The 23,189-nt window shown below is 71.4% G+C and carries 21 protein-coding genes; 10 read left to right on the forward strand and 11 right to left on the reverse strand.

Features of this window, described 5'->3' with window-relative positions:
• Positions 1-381: 381 nt before the first annotated feature.
• From E1294_RS20325 to E1294_RS20345, 5 genes are all read right to left on the reverse strand, one after another.
• On the reverse strand, positions 382-1,200 hold the full coding sequence (locus E1294_RS20325) for a segregation and condensation protein A (protein WP_132510364.1): 819 nt from the start codon (positions 1,198-1,200) through the stop codon (positions 382-384).
• Positions 1,197-2,132 carry a ParA family protein gene (locus tag E1294_RS20330; protein WP_425465074.1) on the reverse strand — a complete coding sequence of 312 codons (936 nt, stop codon included), beginning with the start codon at positions 2,130-2,132 and terminating at the stop codon, positions 1,197-1,199. Before E1294_RS20330 ends, E1294_RS20325 begins: the two co-directional genes overlap by 4 nt.
• Before the next feature lie 122 nt (positions 2,133-2,254).
• On the reverse strand, positions 2,255-3,178 hold the full coding sequence (locus E1294_RS20335) for a site-specific tyrosine recombinase XerD (RefSeq protein WP_132510366.1): 924 nt from the start codon (positions 3,176-3,178) through the stop codon (positions 2,255-2,257).
• Complete coding sequence (locus E1294_RS20340) at positions 3,175-3,828, reverse strand: NUDIX domain-containing protein (RefSeq protein ID WP_132510368.1); 654 nt, start codon at positions 3,826-3,828, stop codon at positions 3,175-3,177. Before E1294_RS20340 ends, E1294_RS20335 begins: the two co-directional genes overlap by 4 nt.
• The gene (locus E1294_RS20345) at positions 3,825-5,492 is read right to left on the reverse strand and encodes a CTP synthase (protein ID WP_132510370.1); all 1,668 of its coding nucleotides are present in this window, start codon (positions 5,490-5,492) and stop codon (positions 3,825-3,827) included. The genes E1294_RS20340 and E1294_RS20345 overlap by 4 nt, the downstream gene beginning before the upstream one ends.
• A 110-nt stretch (positions 5,493-5,602) precedes the next feature.
• On the opposite strand from E1294_RS20345, the gene E1294_RS20350 reads away from it, so the two are divergent.
• The 3 genes from E1294_RS20350 to E1294_RS20360 all read left to right on the forward strand — a co-directional run bounded on the left by E1294_RS20350 (position 5,603) and on the right by E1294_RS20360 (position 8,097).
• A complete protein-coding gene (locus E1294_RS20350) occupies positions 5,603-6,253 on the forward strand; it encodes an acyltransferase (protein WP_132510372.1) in 651 nt (216 codons plus the stop codon).
• 38 nt (positions 6,254-6,291) lie between these two features.
• Positions 6,292-7,416, forward strand: coding sequence for a nitronate monooxygenase (locus E1294_RS20355; protein WP_132510374.1), 1,125 nt, complete (start codon positions 6,292-6,294; stop codon positions 7,414-7,416).
• 87 nt (positions 7,417-7,503) lie between these two features.
• Positions 7,504-8,097, forward strand: coding sequence for a pyridoxamine 5'-phosphate oxidase family protein (locus tag E1294_RS20360; RefSeq protein ID WP_132510376.1), 594 nt, complete (start codon positions 7,504-7,506; stop codon positions 8,095-8,097).
• 54 nt (positions 8,098-8,151) lie between these two features.
• Here the strand turns inward: E1294_RS20360 and E1294_RS20365 are convergent, their stop codons facing one another.
• The 3 genes from E1294_RS20365 to E1294_RS20375 are packed head-to-tail and all read right to left on the reverse strand — an operon-like array spanning position 8,152 to position 12,220.
• Complete coding sequence (locus E1294_RS20365) at positions 8,152-9,171, reverse strand: BadF/BadG/BcrA/BcrD ATPase family protein (RefSeq protein WP_132510378.1); 1,020 nt, start codon at positions 9,169-9,171, stop codon at positions 8,152-8,154.
• Complete coding sequence (locus E1294_RS20370; RefSeq protein ID WP_132510380.1) at positions 9,168-10,070, reverse strand: N-acetylmuramic acid 6-phosphate etherase; 903 nt, start codon at positions 10,068-10,070, stop codon at positions 9,168-9,170. The genes E1294_RS20365 and E1294_RS20370 overlap by 4 nt, the downstream gene beginning before the upstream one ends.
• A complete protein-coding gene (locus E1294_RS20375; protein ID WP_132510382.1) occupies positions 10,067-12,220 on the reverse strand; it encodes an alpha-N-acetylglucosaminidase in 2,154 nt (717 codons plus the stop codon). The genes E1294_RS20370 and E1294_RS20375 overlap by 4 nt, the downstream gene beginning before the upstream one ends.
• A 94-nt stretch (positions 12,221-12,314) precedes the next feature.
• On the opposite strand from E1294_RS20375, the gene E1294_RS20380 reads away from it, so the two are divergent.
• Genes E1294_RS20380 through E1294_RS20400 form a run of 5 tightly spaced genes read left to right on the forward strand, consistent with a single transcriptional unit; the run spans position 12,315 to position 17,471 of the window.
• Positions 12,315-13,598 (forward strand): ROK family transcriptional regulator, encoded by a 1,284-nt coding sequence (locus tag E1294_RS20380; protein ID WP_132510384.1) that lies wholly within the window; start codon positions 12,315-12,317, stop codon positions 13,596-13,598.
• An 18-nt stretch (positions 13,599-13,616) separates the two neighbouring features.
• Positions 13,617-14,933, forward strand: coding sequence for an ABC transporter substrate-binding protein (locus tag E1294_RS20385; protein ID WP_246083141.1), 1,317 nt, complete (start codon positions 13,617-13,619; stop codon positions 14,931-14,933).
• A complete protein-coding gene (locus E1294_RS20390; protein ID WP_132510388.1) occupies positions 14,923-15,876 on the forward strand; it encodes a carbohydrate ABC transporter permease in 954 nt (317 codons plus the stop codon). Before E1294_RS20385 ends, E1294_RS20390 begins: the two co-directional genes overlap by 11 nt.
• A gap of 2 nt (positions 15,877-15,878) precedes the next feature.
• Positions 15,879-16,694 carry a carbohydrate ABC transporter permease gene (locus E1294_RS20395; RefSeq protein ID WP_132510390.1) on the forward strand — a complete coding sequence of 272 codons (816 nt, stop codon included), beginning with the start codon at positions 15,879-15,881 and terminating at the stop codon, positions 16,692-16,694.
• A gap of 18 nt (positions 16,695-16,712) precedes the next feature.
• Positions 16,713-17,471 carry a GntR family transcriptional regulator gene (locus E1294_RS20400; protein WP_132510392.1) on the forward strand — a complete coding sequence of 253 codons (759 nt, stop codon included), beginning with the start codon at positions 16,713-16,715 and terminating at the stop codon, positions 17,469-17,471.
• Here E1294_RS20400 and E1294_RS20405 read toward each other — a convergent pair.
• Complete coding sequence (locus E1294_RS20405; protein WP_132510394.1) at positions 17,449-19,812, reverse strand: GcvT family protein; 2,364 nt, start codon at positions 19,810-19,812, stop codon at positions 17,449-17,451. The genes E1294_RS20400 and E1294_RS20405 overlap by 23 nt on opposite strands.
• Before the next feature lie 68 nt (positions 19,813-19,880).
• Between E1294_RS20405 and E1294_RS20410 the strand changes: the two genes are divergently transcribed.
• Positions 19,881-20,786, forward strand: a complete 906-nt coding sequence (locus E1294_RS20410) for a choline/ethanolamine kinase family protein (protein WP_132510396.1) — start codon at positions 19,881-19,883, stop codon at positions 20,784-20,786.
• Between the two features lie 4 nt (positions 20,787-20,790).
• The gene (locus E1294_RS20415) at positions 20,791-21,396 is read left to right on the forward strand and encodes a DUF4126 domain-containing protein (protein WP_132510398.1); all 606 of its coding nucleotides are present in this window, start codon (positions 20,791-20,793) and stop codon (positions 21,394-21,396) included.
• A gap of 22 nt (positions 21,397-21,418) precedes the next feature.
• Here E1294_RS20415 and E1294_RS20420 read toward each other — a convergent pair whose 3' ends face one another.
• The gene (locus E1294_RS20420) at positions 21,419-22,219 is read right to left on the reverse strand and encodes an alpha/beta fold hydrolase (RefSeq protein ID WP_132510400.1); all 801 of its coding nucleotides are present in this window, start codon (positions 22,217-22,219) and stop codon (positions 21,419-21,421) included.
• 4 nt (positions 22,220-22,223) lie between these two features.
• Positions 22,224-23,066 carry a glucose 1-dehydrogenase gene (locus E1294_RS20425; RefSeq protein WP_132510402.1) on the reverse strand — a complete coding sequence of 281 codons (843 nt, stop codon included), beginning with the start codon at positions 23,064-23,066 and terminating at the stop codon, positions 22,224-22,226.
• Between the last annotated feature and the right edge of the window lie 123 nt (positions 23,067-23,189).

The following is a 23,189-nucleotide window of genomic DNA, read 5'->3' on the forward strand; positions in this document are numbered from 1 at the left end:
ACCGGCTCGTCGTCCGGTGCCAGGCCCTCATCCGGCGGCGTCCCATCCCTGGACGGCGTATCGTCCTGGTGCGGCGTCTCCCCACGGACGGGCCCGCCCCTCTGGAGCACCGGCTCGCCCACGGCGGGGATGTCGTCCGCAACCGGCGTCTCTGCACAAGACAGCGTGTCGTCCCGGACCAGCGTGTCGTCCGTGACCGGCGTCTCCGCACGGGATGGCGTGTCGTCCTGGGGTGGGTCCTCGTGGGGCGGCGCCTGGTCGTCGCGTGGGGAGGTCTCCGCCTCCGGGGCGCCCGGCTGGATGAGGGAGCCGGGGAGGGTCATCCAGGCGGGCAGCGGCGGCTCCGAGTCGGGAGACTTGCGGGGGTTGGGCAGTGGGTTGTCAGTCATGGGATGGTTTCTCCGCGGATTCTTCGTAGTCGTCCCCCACCGCGACGTCGCCGTCGTCGGCGCCCGTCCAGGTGACGTGCAGGTCGCCCAGCGGCTCGACCTGCTCGAACGTGACCGCCGACTCCCGGAACAGCTCCAGCACGGCCAGGAAGCGGGCGATGACCTCGAAGGTGCCCTCGCAGTCGGCCACCAGCGCCCTGAAGGTGGCCCGCCGGAGGCGCCGCAGGTGCATGACCAGGATGGCCGCCTGCTCCTTGACGCTCGCCAGCGGCTGGTAGATGTGCCCCACGTTGACGGTGGGCGGCAGCTTGGGCGTGAAGGCCCCGGCAGCGATCTTGGCGAGTTGTTCGGGCCCGATGCCCAGGATGAGCTCGGGCAGCAGGTCGGCGAACTGCGGCTCGAGCGGCACCGTGCGGGGAAAGCGCAGGGACTCCTCGGCCATCCGCCCGGCGAAAATCTTGGCGACCTCTTTGTACGCTTTGTACTGCAGCAGTCGTGCGAACAGCAGGTCTCTGGCCTCCAGCAGGGCCAGGTCCTCCTCGTCCTCCACCTCGCCCGACGGCAACAGCCGGGCCGCCTTGAGGTCGAGCAGCGTGGCCGCGACCAGCAGGAAGTGGCTGGTCTGGTCGAGGTCCCACTCGGGGCCGCGGGAGCGGATGTAGGCGATGAACTCGTCGGTGACCTTGGAGAGCGAGACCTCGGTGATGTCGAGCTTGTGCTTGGCGATGAGGCCGAGAAGCAGATCGAAGGGACCCTCGAAGACGTCCAGGTGAACCTGGAACCCTTGGGGCTCGGTCTGCTCGGCGGTCACCTGGCCATTGTGGCAGGCGCGGGCCAGCGCGAGAGCACTTCGCGCGCCAGCTCACGGTAGGCGTTGGCGCCGAGGGACGAAGGGTCGAACGTGGTGATCGGCTCGCCGGCGACGGTCGCGTCGGGGAAGCGCACCGTGCGGTTGATGACGGTGTGGAACACCTTGTCGCCGAACGCGTCGACCACGCGGGCCAGCACCTCGCGGCCGTGCAGGGTGCGGGCGTCGTACATGGTGGCGAGCAGGCCCTCGATCTCGAGGTCTTCGTTGAGCCGCTCCTGGACCTTGGAGATGGTGTCCATCAGCAGGGCCACGCCGCGCAGCGCGAAAAACTCGCACTCCAGCGGCACCATGACGCCATGGGCGCACGTGAGCGCGTTGATGGTGAGCAGGCCGAGCGACGGCTGGCAGTCGATGAGGCACACGTCGTAGTGCGGCAGCAGCGGCTTGATCACGCGGCCGAGCACCTGCTCGCGGGCGACCTCGGTGACGAGCTGCACTTCGGCGGCCGACAGGTCGATGTTGCTCGGCAGCAGGTCGAGCCCCTCGACACCGGTCTCGAGCAGGACGTCCTCGGCGGTGACGCCGCGCTCCATCAGCAGGTTGTAGACGGTCAGGTCGAGCTGGAGCGGGTTGATGCCCAGGCCGACGGAGAGCGCGCCCTGCGGGTCGAAGTCGACCAGCAGCACCTTGAGCCCGTATTCGACGAGGGCCGCGCCCAGGTTGATGGTGGTCGTGGTCTTGCCGACCCCGCCCTTCTGGTTGACCATCGCGACCACGCGCGCCGGGCCGTGCACGTCGGGCACCACCGGCTCGGGGAACACGGGTCTGGGCCGCTGCGTGGGCCCGAGGTTGACGCCGTTGGAAGGCGCGTTGGTCTTCGTGTCGCCCCAGGGGTTGTCGGGGGTCCCCGGGGTCGAACCCTTGGTCGTCACAGTCACCAGCTCGAACCTCCCTGACGATCCCGAACCGGACCGTCCGGACGGACACTATGGCGTCACCACTTAACGCGGCAAGGCGGCACGCCGAGGGTGCCGCACACCGCAAAGACTATAGATCACTGCCGGGCCCGTGGATGCGCCGCGGCGTAGACCTCGCGGAGCTTGTCGACCGTGACCAGGGTGTAGACCTGGGTGGTCGTCACCGAGGCGTGGCCGAGCAATTCCTGGACCACCCTAACGTCCGCGCCGCCGTCCAAGAGATGAGTTGCGAAGGAATGTCGGAGAACATGGGGAGATATCTTTTTTAGCCCGGCTCGTTCGGCGGCCGCGTGGAGCACCTCCCACGCTCCCTGCCTGGTCAGACGGCCTCCCCTGGCGTTCAGGAAGACGGCCGGCGTGCCGCGCCCGTGGGCGAGCAGGCCGGGCCGGGCGCGGACGAGGTAGGCGTCGAGGGCGGAGCGGGCATAGCGTCCCAACGGCACGACGCGGGTGCGGCCGCCCTTGCCGCGCAGGCGCACCTGCTCGTCCTCGAGGTCGTCCACGGCCAGCCCGACGGCCTCCGAGATGCGGGCGCCCGTGCCGTACAGGACCTCCAGCAGGGCACGGTTGCGCAGCGTGAGGGGCGCGCCGTCGGGGCCTGAGGCGGCGATGAGCCGCTCGACCTCGTCGACGGCGATGGCCTTCGGGAGCCTGCGCATCGGGCGCGGCGGGCGTACCTCATGGGCGGGGTTGTGGGCCGTGACGCCTTCGCGCAGAGCGAAACGGTGCAGCCCCCGCACGGCCGACAGGGCACGGGCGGCGGAGCTGGCGACGAGCGCCGGGTGCTCCCCGTCGCCCTCGCGCAGCGCGGCGAGGAAGGCCAGGACGTCGGCCTCGCCCACCTCGTGGAGCTCCAGGCGCCCGCGCGCCCGCAGGTGCTCGTAGTAGCGGCGCAGGTCACGACGGTAGGACGCGAGCGTGTTGGCAGCCACGCCCTGCTCCACCGCCAGATGGGCGAGGTAGCTGGAGAGCACGGCCTCCACGATCGGTCCTTCCGTCACGCCTCCGGGGCGTCGGCGGGGCGCAACAGGGCGAGTCCCTCAACCGAAGCCGCGTACGCGGCGAGGATACCGGCCACGGCCGGGGAATTGTGGATCATTCCCATGAGCGCCTTTTCTACCGCGTCGGGCAGAGGGATCCATTTGACCGGCATGTCGATTTCTTCGTGCCGGTGCACGAAGCCGTTCTCCTCGTCGGGGATCTTGGTCAGGTCGCGGGCCAGGAACACCCTGATGCGCTCGTCGCTCATGCCGGGCGAGGTGCGCAGGTCGATGAGCGTGTGCCAGGTGGCGGCGCGGTAGCCCGCCTCCTCGGCGAGTTCGCGCGCGGCCGTGTCGACCAGCGGCTCGCCCGGCACGTCGCGGATGCCGGCGGGCAGCTCCCACATCAGGTGGCGGGTGGGGTGACGGTATTGCCTGATGAGCAGGACGCGATCCTGGTCGTCGAGCGCGAGCACGGCGACGGCCCCGGGATGGACCACGTAGTCGCGCTCGGCCGCCTCGTCGCGCGGCATCCTGACGGTGTCGGTGACCACCTTGATGATGTGTCCGTCGAACCGCTGCTTCGTCTGGAGCACGTCCCACGACTCGGGCGTGTCCTCGACCGTTTCCCTCGCTCGCCGGTGGTGCGAACCGTCGCCGTAGGAGTTCACTGGCCCACCGTCGTCGCGCCCACACGGCCGTCGGCGTAGGCCAGGGCGGCGCCGATGAGGCCCTTGAACATCGGGTTGGACCGGGTGGGCCGGGAGCGGAACTCCGGATGCGCCTGGGTGCCGATGAAGAACGGGTGGATGTCGGCGGGCAGCTCGGTGTACTCGACCAGGCGGCCGTCGGGCGATACACCCGAGAAGACCAGGCCGACGTTCTCCAGCTGCTCGCGGTAGGCATTGTTGACTTCGTAGCGGTGGCGGTGACGCTCGTCGGCCTTGGCCATGCCGCCGTAGAGCTGCCGGGCGAGGGTGCCCTCGGTGAGCTTGGCGGTGTAGCTGCCGAGCCGCATGGTGCCGCCCATGTCGCGCTCGCCGGCGACGACGTCCTCCTGGTCGGCCATGGTGGAGATGACCGGGTGCTTGGTGTCGGGGTCGAACTCGGTGGAGTTGGCGCCGTCGATGCCCGCCATGTTGCGTGCGGCCTCGATGACCATGCCCTGCATGCCGAGGCAGATGCCGAGCAGCGGGATCTTGCCCTCACGGGCGTGGCGGATGGCGCCGATCTTGCCCTCGATGCCGCGCACGCCGAACCCGCCGGGGATCAGCACGCCGTCGACGCCGTCGAGCTCGCGCGCGGCGCCCTCGGGGGTCTCGCAGTCGTCGCTCTTGACCCACCGGATGTTGACCCGCGCGTCGTTGGCGAACCCGCCGGCTCGCAGGGCCTCGGTCACCGAGAGGTACGCGTCCGGCAAATCAATATATTTCCCTACAAGGGCGACAGTGGCCTCCTTCGCCGGGCGGTGCACGCGGCGCAGGAGCTGCTCCCACTCCTTCCAGTCGACGTCACGGAACGGCAGGCCGAGCCGGCGCACCACGTACGCGTCGAGGCCCTCGGAGTGGAGCACCTTGGGGATGTCGTAGATCGAGGCCGCGTCGACGGCGGACACGACGGCGTCCTCGTCGACGTCGCACATCAGGCTGATCTTGCGCTTGATCGCCGTCTGCACGGGCCGGTCGGAGCGCAACACGATCGCGTCCGGCTGGATGCCGATGCTGCGCAGCGCCGCCACGCTGTGCTGCGTCGGCTTGGTCTTGAGCTCTCCCGAGGGCCCGATGTACGGCAGCAGCGAGACGTGCAGGAAGAAGACGTTGTCGCGCCCCACCTCGTGCCTGATCTGTCGCACGGCCTCCAGGAACGGCAGCGACTCGATGTCGCCCACCGTGCCGCCGACCTCGGTGATGACGACGTCCACCTCAGGACCGGCCATGCCCCTGATCCGGTCTTTGATCTCGTTGGTGATGTGCGGGATGACCTGGACGGTGTCGCCCAGGTATTCACCCCGCCGCTCCTTGGCGATGACGTTGGAGTAGACCTGCCCGGTGGTGACGTTGGCCGAGCCGTGCAGGTCGGTGTCGAGGAACCGCTCGTAGTGGCCGACGTCGAGGTCGGTCTCCGCGCCGTCGTCGGTGACGAAGACCTCGCCGTGCTGGAACGGGTTCATCGTGCCGGGGTCGACGTTGAGGTAGGGGTCGAGCTTCTGCATGGTGACCCTGAGACCGCGCCCTTTGAGCAGGCGACCGAGGCTGGATGCCGTGAGGCCCTTGCCGAGACTGGAGGCGACACCGCCGGTGACGAACAGATGTTTGGTTTGCGATGCGCTGCGCAAAGGGGCTCCCGTGGCTCGAGGTGTGGTCGAAGTGTCCACGGGCTCTCAGGATATCAAACAACGCCCCTCACATGGGCGAACGGCATGACCTGAGGGTAACTTTGAACTCTATGTCACTCGTACGGCGGACAACGGGCTCGCTGATACACCGTGTCTACCGGGCGATCCGCCGCGCAGGCGCGATCACTCCGGCGAGCCCGGCGGGCCACCGGTTCCGCCGGCTCGGTGACGGGGTAAGCATCGCGTTCCCCCCTGGCGCGATCTTCGGCGAGCAGTGGATCGAGATCGGCGACCACACCCTGATCGGCGAGCGGGTGTCGCTCTCCTGCGGCATGGGCCCGGGCGTGGACCTCGGCCCGGGATCGATCCTGCGCATCGGCGGCGGCTGCTCGATCGGCCGGGGCACGCACATCGTGGCCCACCAGTCGATCGACGTGGGCGACGACGTCTTCACCGGCCCGTACGTCTACATCACCGACCAGAACCACGTCTACGACGACCCCGACGTGCCGATCGGCAGGCAGTGGCCGCGCAACAGCCCGGTCTCGATCGGCTCGGGGTCGTGGCTGGGCGCGGGCGCGATCGTCCTGCCGGGCACGACGCTGGGCCGCCAGTGCGTGGTGGCCGCCGGGGCGGTGGTGCGCGGCGAGTTCCCCGACCACAGCGTGGTGGCCGGGGTGCCGGCCAGGCGGGTACGCGGTTACACGCCCGAGTTAGGCTGGCACGCGCCGGACGCCGTCCTGGCCGACAGCGGATCCTGATCTGGACCGAACATCGTTCTGACGGTTAGCGTCACATCATGCGAACCGCCATCTGCGAGCGTCTGGGCATCGAGTTCCCCCTGTTCGCGTTCAGCCACTGCCGCGACGTGGTGGCCGCGGTGACGAACGCGGGCGGCTTCGGGGTGCTGGGCGCGATCGCGTACTCGCCCGACCAGCTCGACGCCGAGCTCACCTGGATCGACGAGCGGGTGGGCGGCCGGCCGTACGGCGTCGACGTGCTCGTGCCGGGCAAGGTCGACGCCTCCGCGCTCGACCAGCGCGCGCACCTCATGGACTTCATCCCCGGGCGGCACCGCGACTTCGTCACCCACCTGCTGTCCAAATACGGTGTGGGCGCGGCCGCGCAGCCGATGACGGCGGTGGCCGACGAGTTCGGCCGGCGGGTGACGGCGGCGGGGGCGACGGGGCTGATCGACGTCGCGCTCAAACACCGGATCGGGCTGATCGCCAGCGCTCTGGGGCCGCCGCCGCCCGAGATGGTGGCCAGGGCCAGGAAGGCGGGCGTGCCGGTGGCCGCGCTGGTCGGCACGGTCGAGCACGCGTGCAGGCAGGTCGCGGCGGGCGCGGACCTCATCGTGGCGCAGGGCACCGAGGCGGGCGGGCACACCGGCGAGATCTCCACGATGGTGCTGGTGCCGCAGGTCGTGGACGCGGTGGCACCGGTGCCCGTGCTGGCGGCGGGCGGGATCGCGTCGGGGCGTCAGATGGCCGCGGCCATGGCGCTCGGCGCGGACGGCGTGTGGTGCGGCTCGGTCTGGCTCACGACGGAGGAGGCGGAGACCCCGCCCGCGGTCAAGCGCAAGTTCCTGGCGGCCTCGTCACTGGACACGGTCAGGTCCAGGTCCCGTACGGGCAAGCCGGCCAGGCAGCTCCGATCGGCCTGGACCGACGAGTGGGACTCCAGCCAGGAGAGCCCCGGCCCGCTGGGGATGCCGCTGCAGCTCCTGGTGGCCGAGGGGGCCATGGCGCGCATCGCGGCGGCGGCGGAGAAGGGCGAGCCGGGGGCGGTGGACCTGGTCAACTACTACGTCGGGCAGGTCGTGGGCCAGCTCGACCAGGTCAAACCGGCCAGGCATGTGGTCTACGACCTGGTCAGCGAGTTCGGTGAGGCCGTGGAGCGGCTCAAGCGCCTGTCCGGGTGATGCCCGCGGCGACCGGTGGGCGAGAATGGCACTTGGCGGCTCGTTGTCGCGCGCCGCTCCTTCACACGAGGACGGAGACGACGAACCGTGGGCAAGACATACGACGGCATCACCGGCCGTTTGCGGGCGTTCATCGAGGCACAGCCCGTGTTCTTCACGGCGACCGCGCCGCTCGCCGGCGACGGCACGATCAACCTCTCCCCCAAGGGGGTGAGCGGTTCGCTGGCGGTTCTCGACGAGCTGACGGTGGCCTACCTCGACTTCGCGGGCAGCAACGCGGAGACCGTCGCCCACCTGCGCGAGAACGGCCGGATCACCGTGATGTGGTGCGCCTTCCAGGGGCCCCCGTCCATCGTGCGGGTGCACGGGCGCGGCGAGCCCGTCTTCAGGGACGACCCCCGGTGGGCCGAGCTGATCGCCCGCTTCCCGGCGGTCGACACCAGTGTGCACGGGCTGCGCGCGATCGTGGTCGTCCACGCCGAGCTGATCCGCGACACCTGCGGCTTCGCGGTTCCCCTCATGTCCTACGAGCAGGACCGCGACCTGCACGCGAAGCGGTTCGCCCGGGAGGACGACGAGTCGCTCAACGCCTATTTCTCCCGCAAGGAGCACGTCGCCACCAGCATCGACGGCTTGCCGGGGCTGCCCCTTCCCCTGCCCCCGGCGCACGCCCGGAGCTGACGCTCCGTCGGGCGCCGGCCGCGCCCGAACGCGACGGCGTGCCGGTCAGAGGGCTCAGCCGGCGGTCGCCGCGGCGAAGACGTACAGGTAGGGGTGGTGCGGCCGGACGGATCCGGCGGCGGCGGCCCTGGCGAGGGCGAGCGCGCCGTCGGCCGACGTGCCGAGCGGGGGCGCGAAGCGGGCGGCCGGCAGCAGGGCCAGCACCGTGCTCTGGAAGGGCTCCATCAGCAGGTCCGCGGCGTCGAAGAGGCGGCCGCCCCACGAGAAGACCGGGTCCAGCCCGGACGCGGCGGCGGCCGCGCTCTGGCCGAGCTGCCGTCCTGCCTCGGTCCAGATCCGCCTGGCGACCGGGTCCCCCGCGCGGGCCGCGTCGGCGACGGACGGCGCGAACGACGCCAGGTGGTGCGCCGCCGAGCCCGACTCGTAGACGAGCGCCACCAGGTCCAGGGGATGGCCGAAGCGGGCGGTCATGCGGTCGAGCAGGGCGAGCGAGCCGCCGGCCCGGCCGTCGTGCGCGCGCAGGGCGGCATGCAGCCCGTGCATGCCGACCCAGGCCCCGCCGCCGTGGTCGCCGAGCAGGTGGCCCCATCCGTCGGACTGGTTCCATACGCGGTCGAGGTCCGTGCCGAGGGTGATGACGCCCGTTCCCGCGGCGACGACGACGCCGGGACGGAACCCGAGCGCGCCGACGTGCGTGGTCACCATGTCGCCCGCCACGACGAGCGTCTCCAGGCCGAACCGCTCCCGCAGCGCGTCCCACAACGTCCCCGGATCCCTGACAAGCCCCGGCAACCCGGTCACCCCGATCGCCATCCCCGCGAACCGCCCCACATCCCGCGTCACCCCCGGCCGCTCCTGAGCCGGCGTGACGGCGGCCGGAAGCCCGCCGGGGACCGGCATCGCGCCCTCGACCGCCAGGGCGATGCGGGAGGCGAGCCGGGCGAGGTCGACCCGTCCCCTGTCGCGGGGCACCGGCGCCACGTGCTCCCCGTACGCGCTCTCCTCTCCGATCTCGGCCCGCACCCTGATGCCTCCCCCGCCGACGTCCACGCCGGCGAAGCCGGTGCTGCTCATCCGGCGCGCCCGCCCAGCGCGGCGACGGCCGCCCGGACGCCGGGGTTCGCGCCGAGCGCCACCCGTGCCTGCCCGGGTGAGCATCCCGTGAGCAGCCGCACGAGCGTCTCGGGGATCCGCCCGTCCGACTCCGCCAGTGCGGTGCGGCAGGCCGCCGCGTCGAGGCCGGTCGCCTCGGCCAGCAGGCTCACCGAGCGCTCGGCGAGCTTGGCGTTGGTGGCGACCAGCCCCACCATGAGGTTCCCGTACGTGCGCCCTTCCTTGATCATGAGCGCCGTGGAGAACGCGTTGAGCAGCACCTTGGTGGCCGTGCCGGCCTTGAGCCTGGTGGAGCCGGTCAGCGCCTCGGGCCCGGTGTCGGCGACGACGCCGATCTCGGCCAGCTCGCGCAGCGGCGCGTCCGGATTGCAGGTGATGAGCACCGTGAGCGCGCCGGCGGCCCTGGCCGCGCGGAGGGCGCCGGCCACGTAGGGGGTGGACCCGGACGCCGTGATCCCGATCGCCACGCTCGCCTCGTCGAGGACCCCGGCGTCGGCCGCCCCGAGCGCCTCGCCGTCCTCGTGGTCGGCGGACGGGTCGGTGAGAGCGGCGGGGCCGCCGGCGAAGTGGGCGGTGAACAGGTCGCGCGCCACCCCGAACGTCGGCGTGGTCTCGGTGGCGTCCAGCACCGCCAGCCGCCCCGACGCGCCCGCGCCGAAGTAGTGGACGCTGCCGCCCCGGCCCAGCCGCCGGTGCGTCTCGGCCACCGCCAGGGCCAGCTGGCCGGTCGCCGCGCGGGCCGCCTCGACCGCCCTGGCGTCCTCCTCCAGCAGGAGCCGCAGGACGTCGCCGGACTCGAGGGCGTCGATGCCGGCGGTGCGGGGGTTGCGGCGCTCGGTCGGTGGCACCGGCTGGGTCATCGTGCTCCTCGTCGTTCGTCTTCGGCGGTGAACGCGCTCGCGTACGTGCTGAACAGCCGGCGGGACTCGGCGGCCGGGTCGCCGGGGGTCACCGGCGCCGCGCCCTCGCGCAGGAAGGCTTCGGCGCGGTCGCGGAGCCGTTCGCGCAGCTCCGCCTCGGTGCCGGGTTCGCCGGCCAGCGCGCGGCCGAGTCCTCGCGCCCACAACTCCCAGCGGTCGCGGTAGTAGCCGCCGAGGAGCCCCGCCCAGTGCCGGCCCGCGTAGTCGTCGAGCAGCGGGCTGTCCGTCGTGCCCCACACCGTGATGATGCGGCGGGCGTTGTCCAGCAGCACGTCGCGGTCGGCGGGTCCGGTGGCCCACGACACGGCCTTGGCCTCCCAGTGCTGGAAGGTGTACTCGGGGCGGCAGGCCAGCATCCGGTCGAGGTCCTCGAAGACGCGCAGGAACCGGGCGACGTGCGCCGCGTCACCGGCCGACTCCACGACGTCGAGGCAGAACCGGTCGGCCACCCTGGCCAGGTACGCGATGCCGATCTCGGCGAGGTCGTGCCCGAGCGGCCCCGCGGCCAGTCCTGGGTCGCGCTCGGCCACTTCGATCATCCGCTCCCAGGCCCGCGCCAGCACGTCCGGCGGGTACCGGAGGCCGCGGGCGACGTCGGCGCGGAGCTCCGCCACGCCGACGGTGTACGACGGCTTGGCGGTGAGGACGCCCTTGAACCGGTCGGGAGAGATGCGCAGGCCTTCGGCCCCGTAGACGGTGTCCAGAAGGTCGTGCCAGGCCGCGCGCAGCTCGGCCGTCCGCCGGCCGCCGTAGCGCCAGGGGACGAAGGCGTCCAGCCAGGCGTCGACGCCGGAGACCCGGTTCCAGATCTGGTCGGCCACCAGCTCGAAGAAGACGGGGTTGTTGCGGGTGGCCTCCATGGACAGGCCGATGCCGGTCGGCGGGCTGTCCGCCGCCAGGGCGGCGTCGATCGCGGACGGCACCCCGCGCAGGCCGGCACCCGGATCGGTGCGGCCGCCGAAGTTGAGCAGCGCGCACCAGAGCCATGGTTTCCCGGAGAACTCGTCGAAGCGGCCCCACAGCGGGTCGTGCTCCGCCCACAGGTCAGCCACGAGCATCCGGCCGTCCGGGATCGCATCGAGAAAGGTGGTGACGCGGTCTTCGGTCCAGAACTCCCGCTGGTAGGAGAACGGCCAGGCCTGCATGAGCCAGACGGCGTCCGGGTCGGCGGCCCGCAGCCCGGCCAGCGTCGCGGCCGCCACGGCACCGGGAAAGGCCGGGTCGGCGTCGATGGGGATCATCTCGATGAACGGGTCGGCCGCGTACAGGTGGTCGGTGCCGAAGAGCTCGATCTGGGCGCGGGTGATCTCGGCGCCGATCCGCTCGTACAGCGGGTCGCCCGGGTCGAGGACCCAGGTCTCGAACCCCTGCCATTCGCGACGGCCGGCCCGCGCCGCCGCGGCCGTCTCGCGGGGGACGTGCCCGGTGAAGGCCGGGAGCACAGGTGTCATGCCCAAGGCGCGCTCGCGGTCGAGGACGCGCGCCCCGAGCTCGCGGTGGCGCTCGATCCAGGACGAGGGAAGCGGGCCGGCGAAGCCGTCCAGGCAGCCCATGAACTGGAACGGCAGGTAGCCGGGCCCGCCCAGGAAGCTTCGGATGCGGTGGTCGTCGAGGCCGAGACGGGAGTACGCGGCGTACAGCGCCGCCTCGTGGCCGGTGACGGCGAGCGGCATGGTGATGCCGTGCAGCGCCATCCAGTCGATCTCGCGCTCCCAGTCGGCCCAGTCCCAGTACGGCATCGTGTAGCTGAAGGTACAGAAGTTGAAGTAGTAGCCCTCCCGCACCCGCGCCGAGCCCTGGCGGGGCAGGGCGTCGGGAAGAGACGCCAGCCGCAGCGGCAGCACCGTGTCCCAGTCCACGGACATGGCGCAGCGTTCCCGGAGGTAGTGATGGAGCGCGACGGACGCGCTCACCCCGTCCGTCGCGGCGATGGTGAGCCGGCCGCCCTTCGCCTCGTAGGCGTAGCCGCGCCCTTCGCCGTCGAGGGCGGCGAACCGGACAGACTCCGCCACGGGCCCCAGCACGCGATGGGCAAGGCCGCGGACGGTGTCCGCCCACAGCGGCGCATGCTCGCCGTCATCGGACAACATCGCAGGTCACACTCCTCGACCCATTAGTTCCGTACAGTACATAATTATTATGCTAGCGTACCGCCACATCTGGTCGAGGGGTCTGGGAGAGGTCATGGAGCAGCTGGTCGCCGCGGGAACGCAGTTCATGCGGGAGGTCAACTCCGCCGCGATCCTGCGCCGGCTGCGGGCCGAGACCAGCATGAGCGTGTCGGCGCTGGCCAAGTCGGTGGGGTTGTCCAGGCAGGCGGTCACCCGAGCGCTCAACGCGCTGGTCGAGGAGGGCATCGCCGAGTTCGGCCCCCTCGACCGCGACTCCAGCAGGGCGGGACGGCCCGCGCAGCTCGTGCGATTCCGGGCGGAGGCCGGCCACGTGCTCGGCCTGTCGATCAGCCCGCAGGACCTGCGCGTGGCGGTGGCGGATCTGGCCGGGACGGTCACGGCGACCGGCGCGACGCAGCTCGGCGCGGCTCCGGGCGGCGAGCAGGTGGTGGAGACGCTCCTGTCCGCAGTGGACCGGGCGCTGAGCTCGGCGGGCCTCGCCGCCGGCGACCTCTGGTTCGCCTCGGTGGGCACCCCCGGCATCGTCGACCCGGCGGCCGGGATCATCAAGCTCATCCCGAGCATGCCCGGCCTGACCGGCGACATCCTTCCGCGCCGGCTGCGGGAGGCGCTCGGCTGCCCGATCTACCTGGACAACGACGTCAAGCTGGCCACGCAGGGCGAGCGGTGGCGGGACGCGGAGCGGCGCGGGGACTCGCTGGTGATGCTGCACTGGGGCGAGCGCGTGGGCGCCGGGATCGTGCTGAACGGCGAGCTCTACCGCGGCGCCTCCAACGACGCGGGCGACGTCGGCTTCCTCGACCTGTTCGCCGACCTGTTCGCCGACAGGGCGGGCGCCGGCCACTCCGAGTCCCGCCATCCGCAGGGCCTCGGCCCGTTCGAGGACCGCGTCGGCGGGGCTGAGATCGTGCGCCAGGCCACGGCGGCGGCCGAGCGCGCCGGCGACGACACGTTCCTGGCCCGGATCGAGGCGGCGGGCGATCGCGCGTTCGAGGCCGTGCTCGACGCCGTGGCCGACGGCAGCCCGGCGGCTCTGGAGGCGATCGACGTCGTGGCGCGCCGCTTCGCCAAAGGCATCGCCGTGATCAGGGCGATCCTCAACCCGCGGCTGGTGGTCATCGGCGGTCCCCTGGCCAGATGCGGCGAGAGGCTGCTCGCGGCGCTCCGGCGGCATCTGTCCGGCGAGCCGCTTGACCAGCCGGCGCTGGAGGTCTCGGCGCTCCAGGAGGACGCCGTCGTCCACGGGGCGCTGCTCCACTCGCTGGACGAGATCGAGCGGACCAGGTTCGGCCTGGTGAGAGGCGGTCGCCATGAGGGCCGACAACCCACCCGATAGAGGAGGAAGGTCATGCGCATGACGAGACCAGCCCGGCGGCTCGCAGCGCTCGTAGCGCTCGGCGTCACGGCGGCATCCGCTCTGACGGCCTGCGCGGGCAGCAGTAGCACGGGGGGAGGTACGGCACAGAAGATCGACGTGTCGACCACCATTCCCGGCGACCCGGTGACGCTCACCCTGGCTTACAGCAACGACCCGCCCACCAAGGCGCTCATCGACGGCTTCTCCAAGAAGCACCCGAACGTCACGATCAAGCCTCAGATGACGCCGTTCAACGACTACGTCAAGTCCATCAAACTGTCGATGTCGTCCGACGCGGCGCCGGACATCGCCCAGTACAACCCCGGCGCGATGAACTCCCTGGTCCCGGCCGGCCTCATCCTCGACCTGGGCCCGTGGGCCCAGGCGTACGGCTGGAACGGCAAGTTCCCGCCGTCGACCCTCGAGATCCTCAGCTCCGACAAGTCGGCCAAGCAGTTCGGTACCGGCGGCCTGTACGCGGTGCCGGGCGGGCTCTCCGTGGTCGGCGTCTATTACAACAAGAAGATCGTGAAGGAGGCGCCGAAGACGCTGGCCGAGTTCGAGGCCGCGATGCAGAAGGTGAAGGACTCCGGCCGGACCCCGCTGAGCCTCGGCGCGCTCCAGGTCGGCGGGTTCCACCTCTGGAACGCGCTGCTCAACGTCACCGGCGACGTCGCCGACTACCGAGCCTGGGTGTACGGCAAGCCGGGCGCGACGATCGAGAACGAGGCCGCGCTGAAGGCCAGCCAGACGCTGACCGACTGGGCGCGCAAGGGATACTTCCCCGACGCGGCGAACGCCACGGCCGACACCGACGCGCTGGCGAACTTCGCCAAGGGCAAGAGCGCGTTCCTGGTGACCGGCAACTGGGGCGCCACCGCACTGGAGAGCGAGCTGAAGGACGACGTCGGCTTCTTCCTCCTGCCCTCGGCATCGGCGGACAAGCCCGCTAGCGTCGCCTCGGGAGCGAGCGTCGCGTACGCCATCTCGTCGAAGACGAAGCATCCGAACGTTGCCGCGGCGTTCCTCGACTACCTGAGCTCGCCGGAAGCCGCGAGAATCGAGTTCGACGGCGGGTTCATGCCGGTCGACACCAAAGCCGACCTGGGCGGCACGGGGCTGCGCGGCGAGATCGCGGCCGTCTTCACGCCGGTGGCGCAGGGCAACGGCATCGTCCCGTTCCCCGACTACGCCTCCCCCGGGATGATCGACAAGCTGACTCCCGGCATCCAGGGCCTCATCAGCGGCAAGACCGCCCCCGACGCGTTCCTGCGCTCCCTGCAGGAGTCGTGGGACGCGCACCATGGCTCGTGAGCTGAGCCAGGCCGTTGCCCCGCCGCTCCCCGCGCGCGGCGGGGAGCGGGTGGCCGGGCGGCGCGCCCGCCCCCCGCACTGGCGCGGACGACGGCTGCGCGGCTGGCTCTACGTGCTGCCCGCGCTCGCGGTGTACCTGGGGTTCGCCATCTGGCCTGCGCTGAACACGCTGCGCCTGTCCCTCCTGACGTGGGACGGCATCCTGCCACCGGTCTGGGCGGGTTTCGACAACTACATAAAGATATTTCGTGATTCGTCGCTGTACGAGGCCATCCTGCATAGCCTCGTGCTGATCGTCTTCTTCTCGGTCATCCCCATCGGCGCCGGGTTGCTCATGACGGCTCTCATGATGGGCAAGGTGCGCCGGGGGATGACGTTCTTCCGCGTCGTCTTCTTCCTCCCCCAGGTGCTGCCGCTCGTCGCCGTCGGCATCACCTGGCGCTGGTTCTACAGCGAGTCCGGAGGCGTCAACCAGCTCCTCGACCTGCTGGGGCTGGAGGCGATCACCCGTGCCTGGCTGGGCGACTACGGCCTGGCGCTGGCCGCGCTCGGGCTCATCGGCACCTGGGTGATGAGCGGGCTGTGCATGATGCTCTTCCTGGCCGGCGCGCAGAAGATCGACCCGTCCCTGTACGAGGCGGCCACGCTCGACGGCGCGGGATCATTCCGGCAGTTCCGGCACGTCACCCTGCCCGGGGTGCGCAGGGAGATCACGGTCGCCGGCGTCATCACCACGATCGCCGCGCTGGCCAGCTTCGACCTCGTCTTCGTCACGACGAACGGCGGCCCTGCCGGGCAGACCAACGTGCCCGGCCTGCTCGTCTACCGGCTGGCCTTCAACGAGGGCGACATCGGCGGCGCCAGCGCGCTGGCCGTCGTGCTGACCGTGATCGTGATCGCCGCGGTCAGCGCAGTCCGGTACTTCATGAGAGACGAGGGTTGAGCATGCGCGGCGGTGTCGGTGTCCGTTACGGAGTGCTCGTCGTGCTGGCGGCCATGGTGCTGGTGCCGTTCGTCGGCATCATTCTGGCCGCCCTGCATCCTCCCGGCGCGCAGCTCGACGGGCTGAGCATCCCGGACCGGTGGTCGTGGGAGAACTTCGCGCTCGCCTGGGAGCGGGGCAACATGACCGCCCTGATGCGCTCCAGCGTGCTGATCGCGGTCTTCGTGGTGCCGCTCTCCGTGGTGCTGGCCACTCTCGCCGGCTACGGGCTGACGATTCTCAAGGTGTGGGGGCATCGGACGCTGTCGTTCGGGTTCGTGCTGGGGCTCACGCTGCCGATCGAGCTCATCGTGGTGGCGCTCTACTTCAACCTGCGCGAGGTCGGCCTCACCAACTCCTACACCGGCATCATCCTCGCCGAGGCGGCCCTGTTCATGCCGTTCGGGGTGTACTGGATGCAGACGCACTTCTCGAACGTGCCCGACGAGCTCGTCGAGGCCGCCCGCATCGACGGCGCGAGGGATCTCGTCGTGCTGGCACGGGTGCTGCTGCCCATCTCCTGGCCTGCGGTCACCACGCTGTCGGTGCTGTACTTCATGTGGTCGTGGAACCAGTTCATGCTGGTGCTGGTCATGATGCAGGACCCGGACCGGCGCACCGCGCCGAGCGGCCTGGGCCTGTTCGTCGGCCAGTACACGACGGACATCCCGTTGCTGGCGGCGGCCTGCCTGATCGTCATCGCGCCGATCGTCGTCGTGTACCTGATCTTCCAGCGCAGCTTCGTCAACGGCATCACGCAGGGGGCCATCAAGGGCTGACCGGGCTACGATGCGCGTGTGGTAGGGACACCGCCTCAGCTGGAGCGCGGCACCGGCGTCCCCGCGCACGTGCAGATCGAGCGGTGGCTGCTCGAGTCGATCTCCGGCGGCGAGCTGGCGCCGGGCGACCGGCTGCCCGGCGAGCGCGAGCTGGCCGGGCGGCTCGGCGTGAGCAGGATGACGCTCCGGCAGGCGCTGGCCACGCTGGAACGCGACGGCGTGCTCGTCAGGATGCCCGGCAGGGCGGGCGGCGCGTTCGTGGCCGAGCCGCGCATCGAGTGCGACCTGACCGGGCTGACCGGGTTCACCGAGCAGATACGGCGGGCGCACCTGCGGGCCGAGGCGCGCATCCTGGTGGCGGCGACGGTGCCCGCGCCCGCGGCGGTGGCCAGGGCGCTGCGGGTCGCTCCCGGCTCGCCGGTGCACGAGGTGGCCCGGGTGCGCTCGGCGGGGCGGTCGCCTGTGGCGCTCGAACGCTCCTACTTCCCCGACCTGCCCGGCCTGCTCGACCAGGATCTCACCGGCTCCCTCTACGCGCTGCTGGCCGGCCGCTACGACCTGGCGCCGCGCACGGCGGCCGAGCGGCTCGACCCGGTGATCGCCCGTCCGGCCGAGGCCGCGGAGCTGGGCATGACGCCGGGCGCGCCGCTCATGCTGATCGAGCGCACGGCGTACGCGGCCGGCGGCATGCCCGTGGAGTTCGCCCGCGACCTGTTCCGCCCCGACCGGGTGCGGATCTCGGTGCGCAGCGGCGTCACGGAACCAGGGGGTTCTTGACCACGGTGCCCGGCACCCAGGTGCCCTCGACCTCGATCTCCACCCCGGCCCCCGGCTCGACCGGCAGGTACGCGTAGGCGATCGACCGGCCGGCGGTGTAGCCGTACCCGCCGGAGGTGACGCGGGCCAGCACCTGGCCGTCCACCCGGACCGGCTCGTTGCCGAGCGCGACCGCCCTCGGGTCGCCCAGCGTCACGCAGCGCAGCCTCCTGCCAGGATCGGGGTCGAGGGCGTCCCTGCCGAGGAAGTCCTTGTCCGGCTTGACGCAGAACCCCAGCCCCGCCTCGTACGGCGTCGTCTCCGGCCCGATGTCGGCGCCCCACACCCGGTAGCCCTTCTCCAGCCGGAGGCTGTCGATGGCGCGGTAGCCGCAGGCCGCCATCCCGTGCGGCTGGCCCGCCTCCCACAGCGCCTGCCACAGCGCGAGCCCGTACTCGCTGGAGCAGTAGAGCTCCCAGCCGTGCTCCCCTACGAACGTCACCCGCAGCGCCAGCACCGGCACGTCGCCCACGGTGAGCTCACGTGACGACATGAACGGGAAGTCGAGCGGGCCGGGGGTGAGGCTGGACAGGATGTCGCGGGCGCGCGGCCCCCACAGGGCGACGCAGGCGTACTGGCCGGTGACGTCGGCGATCCTGGCGGTGGAGCCCGTGAGCGCGGCCTGCTTGCGCAGCCAGCCGAGGTCGTGCGTGCCGCACGCGGTGCCGGTGACGACGAGGAACTCCTCCTCGCCGCGCCGGGTGACGGTGAAGTCGCACTCGATGCCGCCGCGCCGGTTGAGCGCCTGGGTGTAGGTGACGGCGCCGACCTGGCGGGCGACCCGGTTGTCGCACACCCACTCCAGCAGGGTGGCCGCGTCGGGACCGGTGACCTCGATCTTGGCGAACGAGCTCTCGTCGAACAGCCCGGCTGCCGTGCGCGTGGCCCGGTGCTCGGCCCCGGTCGCGGGCGACCACTCGCGTCCCGCCCAGCCCGCGGGGCGCTCGTCGTCGTCCCCGCTGGCGGCGTTGGCCGCGTAGTGGTTGACCCGCTCCCAGCCCGCCTTCTCGCCGAAGACGGCCCCGTGCCGCTGGTGCCACGCGTACGCGGGCGAGACCCGCAACGGCCGTCCCGCCGACCGCTCATGGCCGGGGTAACGGATGTCGTAGTACGTCTCGTAGTTCTCGACCGCGCGCTTGACCGTGTACGACGGCGAGCGGTAGTGGCGGCCGAAGCGGCGGATGTCCATGTGCCGGACGTCCATGGCGGGCTCGCCCTCGACGATCCACTCCGCCATCACCTTGCCGATGCCGCCGGCGCCGGCGATGCCGTGGGCGCAGAACCCGGCCGCGACGAAGAACCCGCCCACCTCCGTCTCCCCCAGGCAGAACTCGTTGTCGGGGGTGAACGCCTCGGGCCCGTTGATCAGCTTGCGGATGCCGACGTCGGCCATCGCCGGCACGCGGATCCTGGAATTTTCGGAAATCTCCTCGAATCTCGCCCAGTCCTCGGGCAGGAGGCGGCCGTTGAAGTCCGGGGGCACGGCGTCGAAGGAGTTCGGCCCGGCCGTCCAGGGCGCGCACGTGCGCTCGTAGCCGCCCATGACCAGGCCCTGCACCTCCTGCCGGTAGTAGACGAGCAGGTCGGGGTCGCGCAGCGTGGGCAGGCCCGTGTGGTCGTGAAAGGCGTCGGTCACCACGTACTGGTGGGACATCGGCACGATCGGGACGCGCACGCCGGCCATGCGGCCGATCTCGGCGGCGAACATGCCGCCGCAGTTGACCACGATCTCGCAGTCGATGTCACCCTGGTCCGTGCGCACGCCGGTGACCCGGCCGCGCGCGGTGGTGATGCCGAGGACGCGCGTCTTGGTGCGCAGCCTCGCCCCGCCCTCGCGGGCGCGCGCGGCCAGCGCGTAGCAGAGCTGGGAGGGGTCCACCTGCCCGTCCGTGGGCAGGTACGCGGCCCCCACGACCCCGTCAGGGTCCATGAGGGGGAACAGCTCGACGGCCTCCGCCACCGAGATCTCCCGCAGCGGCAGCCCGAACGTGCGCGCCCAGCCGATCTGGCGGCGGATCTCCGCCATGCGCTCGGGCGTGGAGGCCAGCTTGATGCCGCCGCACTCCGTCCAGCCGGCGTCGAGGGTGCGGTAGAGCTCGACGGAGTACTGGTTCATCCGGGTCAGCGCCGGGTCGGCGCGCAACTGGCCGACCAGGCCCGCGGAGTGGAAGGTGGAGCCGCTGGTGAGCTCGTCCCGATCCAGCAGGACGACGTCGCGTTCGCCTAGTTGGGTGAGGTGGTAGGCGACGGACGTGCCGCCCACCCCACCACCGATGATCACGATGCGGGCCGAGTCGCTCATGGTCGCGAGGCTAACCGCCGCGCCATAAAAGGTCTAGACCGTTTGGGCAGGTGGAGCTAGCATCGACCATGGCCGTTGCCCAGGTCCTCGATCGCATCCCCCTGCTGTCCGGCGTGCCACGAGACGTGGAGGAGCTGCCAGGCGGGCTGACCAATCGCAACTATAAGGTGACCACGCCCGGCGGCGCGTATGTCGTGCGCGTGTCGGCCAGCGACGGCGCGCTGCTGGCCATCGACAGGGACGCCGAGCACGCCAACTCGCTCTCCGCGGCACGCGCCGGGGTCGGCGCGCCGGTGCACGCCTACCTGCCCGGTCAGGGGGTGCTGGTGGTGGGTTACCTCGACGCGCGCACGTTCACCGAGGCCGATCTGCACGATCCGGCCAACCTGCCGAGGGTGGCGGAGGTGTGCCGGCGGCTGCACGCCGGGCCGCGGTTCGTGAGCGACTTCGACATGTTCGACGTGCAGCTGCGTTACCTGGAGATCGTCCAGGAACGCGGCTTCCGACTTCCTTCCAGATATCTCGACTTCATGCCCATCGTGGCCGAGATCCGGAAATGTCTCGCTATACGGGATGAAGGCACGGTTCCGTGCAACAACGACCTCCTACCCGGCAACATCCTCGACGACGGCCGGCGCCTCTGGCTGATCGACTACGAGTACGCCGGCAACAACGACCCCTGCTTCGAGCTCGGCAACATCTGGAGCGAGTCCGACCTGCCGCCCGGCCACCTGGAGGCACTCGTCACCGCGTACTACGGCCACCCGCTCCGCCACAAGATCGCCCGCGCCCGCCTGCTCGGCCTCATGTCCAAGTACGGCTGGACACTCTGGGCCTCCATCCAGGACAGCGCGAACGAGAGCATCGACTTCGACTTCTGGTCGTGGGGGATGGAGAAGTACGAGCGCGCGGTGGCCGAGTTCACCGGTCCCGCCCTGGCGGGCCTCATGGACGACGCGGCCCGGGCAGACTAGGGGCATGCTCGCCGCTCTGACCGGTCTGGGCCTGTCCACGGCCGCCGGGCTCAACGCCTACATCCCGCTCCTCGTCGTGGGCGTGCTCGCCAACCTCACCGACGCCGTGAAGCTCCCCGACGGCTACGCCTGGCTGTCCCACTGGGGCGTGCTCGCCGTGATCGCGGTGCTGCTGATCGCGGAGACGGTCCTCGACAAGGTCCCCGCCGTCGACAGCGTCAACGACGCCATCCAGACCGTGATCCGCCCGGCGTCGGGCGGCGTGGTGTTCTCCGCCACGAGCGCCGCCGCCGAGCTCGACCAGTCGACCTGGATGGCCGAGCACCCGTGGGCCGGATGGTTGCTGGGCATCGTGATGGCGCTGGCCGTACACGTGATCAAGACCACCGCCCGGCCGGTGATCAACGTCGGCACGGCCGGGACCGGCGCGCCGATCGTGAGCACGGCGGAGGACGCGGGCTCGCTCGGCCTGAGCCTGGTCGCGATCTTCCTGCCCGTCCTCGTGATCGTCGCGCTGCTGCTGCTCGCCGTCCTGAGCTGGTGGCTCATCAGGAAAGTACGCCGCCGCCGCGCCCGCAGAAGGGCGGCCGGGAGCCGCCCCCTGGCGTGACCCCGGTCCGGGCACCGGCCGGTCACGTCCGCAGGCGGGCCACCCACCCCTCCACCAGGTGCACGAACTCGGCGGCCCGTTCCTCGTGCAGCCGGTGGCTCGAACCCTCCCAGCACACCACCTTCGAGGCCGGATCCCGCAACAACCCGGCCTCCCAGCGGGCCCGGCCCGGATCCGACCAGATCGACAACACCGGGCACCGCCTGCGCGCCAGATAGTCGTCGGAGGCCGGCCGCACCCCGATCGCGTCCGGTCCGGTGAACATCGCCTCGAACGCCTCGGCCAGCACGTGCGGCGGCATGCCGTGCAGCCGGCGTTTGTGCCAGCGCCTGATGACGGCGGGGGTGGCGGCGTTCGTGCACCACTCGTCGATCTGCTCGGCGACCGTGTGCGCGTGCTCGCCGCGCAGGCCCGCGAGCATCTGGGGGAGACCTGCGGCGATGTCGGCCGTCATGCCGTAGCCGGGGTCGACGGCGACGATCCCGCGCACCTGCCCGGGATGCTCGACGGCGAGGATGGACACCACCTGAGCGCCCATCGAGTGCCCGGCCACGGTCGCCTGCGGGATGCCGAGGTGGTCGCCGAGCAGGGCGTGCAGGTCCCCGGCCATCGCGCGGGGCGTGTTGCCCGTCTCCGGCACCGACGAGTAGCCGTGCCCGCGCAGGTCGACGGCGATCACGCGGTGCCGGGCGGCCAGCGCGTCGATGTGCCACGACCACTGGTGCGAGTCGGCGCCCCACCCGTGCACGAGCAGCAGCGGCGGCCCGTCCCCGTCATCGGTGTAGAAGAGCCGGACATCCTCCCCGACGTCGGCGTACGGCATCCGCCTACCGCTTCCCTTCCGGCTGGTCGTCGTCCGGCCGGTTCCCGTCCCGCGGGCCCTCTTCCCGCCGGTTCCCCTCCATGCGGCTTCGGTCAGGGCGGAGCAGCAGCGCGGCCTCCCCCGCCGTCAGCCCTCCGTCGACGGCCAGCTCGGCCCCCGTCACGTACGAGGCCGCGTCGGACAGCAGGAACGCGGTCGTCTCCGCGACCTCCTCCGGCTCCCCCCAGCGCCCGGCCGGGGCGAGAGGGAAGGTGCCCTCGCCGGACACCGCGCCGAGCGGCTCGGTCATCGTTGTGACGATCATTCCGGGATGCACGGAGTTGACCCGGATGCGGTGCCGCCCGAACTCCAACGCCGCGATCTTGGTCAGGCCGCGCACCCCCCATTTCGAGGCGCCGTAGCCACCTGTGCCGGGCAGGGCGCTGAGGCCGGCGACCGACGACACGTTCACGATCGCGCCGCCGCCCGACTCCCGCATGGGCCCCACCACCGCCTTGAGACCCAGGAAGACGCCGAGCAGGTTGACCCGCAGCACGTGCTCGAACTCCTCGGCCGACTGCTGCTCGATCATCAACATGGTGGCGATGCCCGCGTTGTTCACCAGCCCGTCGAGCCGCCCGTGTTCGTCGACCGTCTGGGCGACCACCGCCGCCCACTGATCCTCATCCCGCACATCGTGGGCGATGAACCGGGCGTCCACTTCCTTGGCCGTGGCCGTACCCTCGTCAACCAGCACATCCGTGAGGACCACCCGCGCCCCCGCCGCGGCACACCGCCGCGCCGTCGCGGCTCCCATCCCCCTCGCACCGCCAGTGACGATCACAACCTTGTCCTCAAGCACCGCCATGTTCCCTTCTGCCGCACAAGCGCCTCAGGCCGCGTCGCCGACCGGCGTGACCCGCTGCCCGGCGACCGATGTCGATGGTGAACTGAAACACAGGCCAAACTGATCGATCAAGAGCCGCCCCGG

The sequence above is a fragment of the Nonomuraea diastatica genome (assembly GCF_004349015.1).
GTDB classification, from domain to species: domain Bacteria; phylum Actinomycetota; class Actinomycetes; order Streptosporangiales; family Streptosporangiaceae; genus Nonomuraea; species Nonomuraea diastatica.

Coding starts and splice junctions, on each gene's coding strand:
- E1294_RS20405 (WP_132510394.1), bottom strand. CDS start 19,812: ATGAGCGACTCGGCCCGCATCGTGATCATCGGTGGTGGGGTGGGCGGC.
- E1294_RS20415 (WP_132510398.1), top strand. CDS start 20,791: ATGCTCGCCGCTCTGACCGGTCTGGGCCTGTCCACGGCCGCCGGGCTC.
- E1294_RS20390 (WP_132510388.1), top strand. CDS start 14,923: ATGGCTCGTGAGCTGAGCCAGGCCGTTGCCCCGCCGCTCCCCGCGCGC.
- E1294_RS20410 (WP_132510396.1), top strand. CDS start 19,881: ATGGCCGTTGCCCAGGTCCTCGATCGCATCCCCCTGCTGTCCGGCGTG.
- E1294_RS20420 (WP_132510400.1), bottom strand. CDS start 22,219: ATGCCGTACGCCGACGTCGGGGAGGATGTCCGGCTCTTCTACACCGAT.
- E1294_RS20385 (WP_246083141.1), top strand. CDS start 13,617: ATGACGAGACCAGCCCGGCGGCTCGCAGCGCTCGTAGCGCTCGGCGTC.
- E1294_RS20380 (WP_132510384.1), top strand. CDS start 12,315: ATGGAGCAGCTGGTCGCCGCGGGAACGCAGTTCATGCGGGAGGTCAAC.
- E1294_RS20355 (WP_132510374.1), top strand. CDS start 6,292: ATGCGAACCGCCATCTGCGAGCGTCTGGGCATCGAGTTCCCCCTGTTC.
- E1294_RS20370 (WP_132510380.1), bottom strand. CDS start 10,070: ATGACCCAGCCGGTGCCACCGACCGAGCGCCGCAACCCCCGCACCGCC.
- E1294_RS20365 (WP_132510378.1), bottom strand. CDS start 9,171: ATGAGCAGCACCGGCTTCGCCGGCGTGGACGTCGGCGGGGGAGGCATC.
- E1294_RS20350 (WP_132510372.1), top strand. CDS start 5,603: ATGTCACTCGTACGGCGGACAACGGGCTCGCTGATACACCGTGTCTAC.
- E1294_RS20395 (WP_132510390.1), top strand. CDS start 15,879: ATGCGCGGCGGTGTCGGTGTCCGTTACGGAGTGCTCGTCGTGCTGGCG.
- E1294_RS20375 (WP_132510382.1), bottom strand. CDS start 12,220: ATGTTGTCCGATGACGGCGAGCATGCGCCGCTGTGGGCGGACACCGTC.
- E1294_RS20425 (WP_132510402.1), bottom strand. CDS start 23,066: ATGGCGGTGCTTGAGGACAAGGTTGTGATCGTCACTGGCGGTGCGAGG.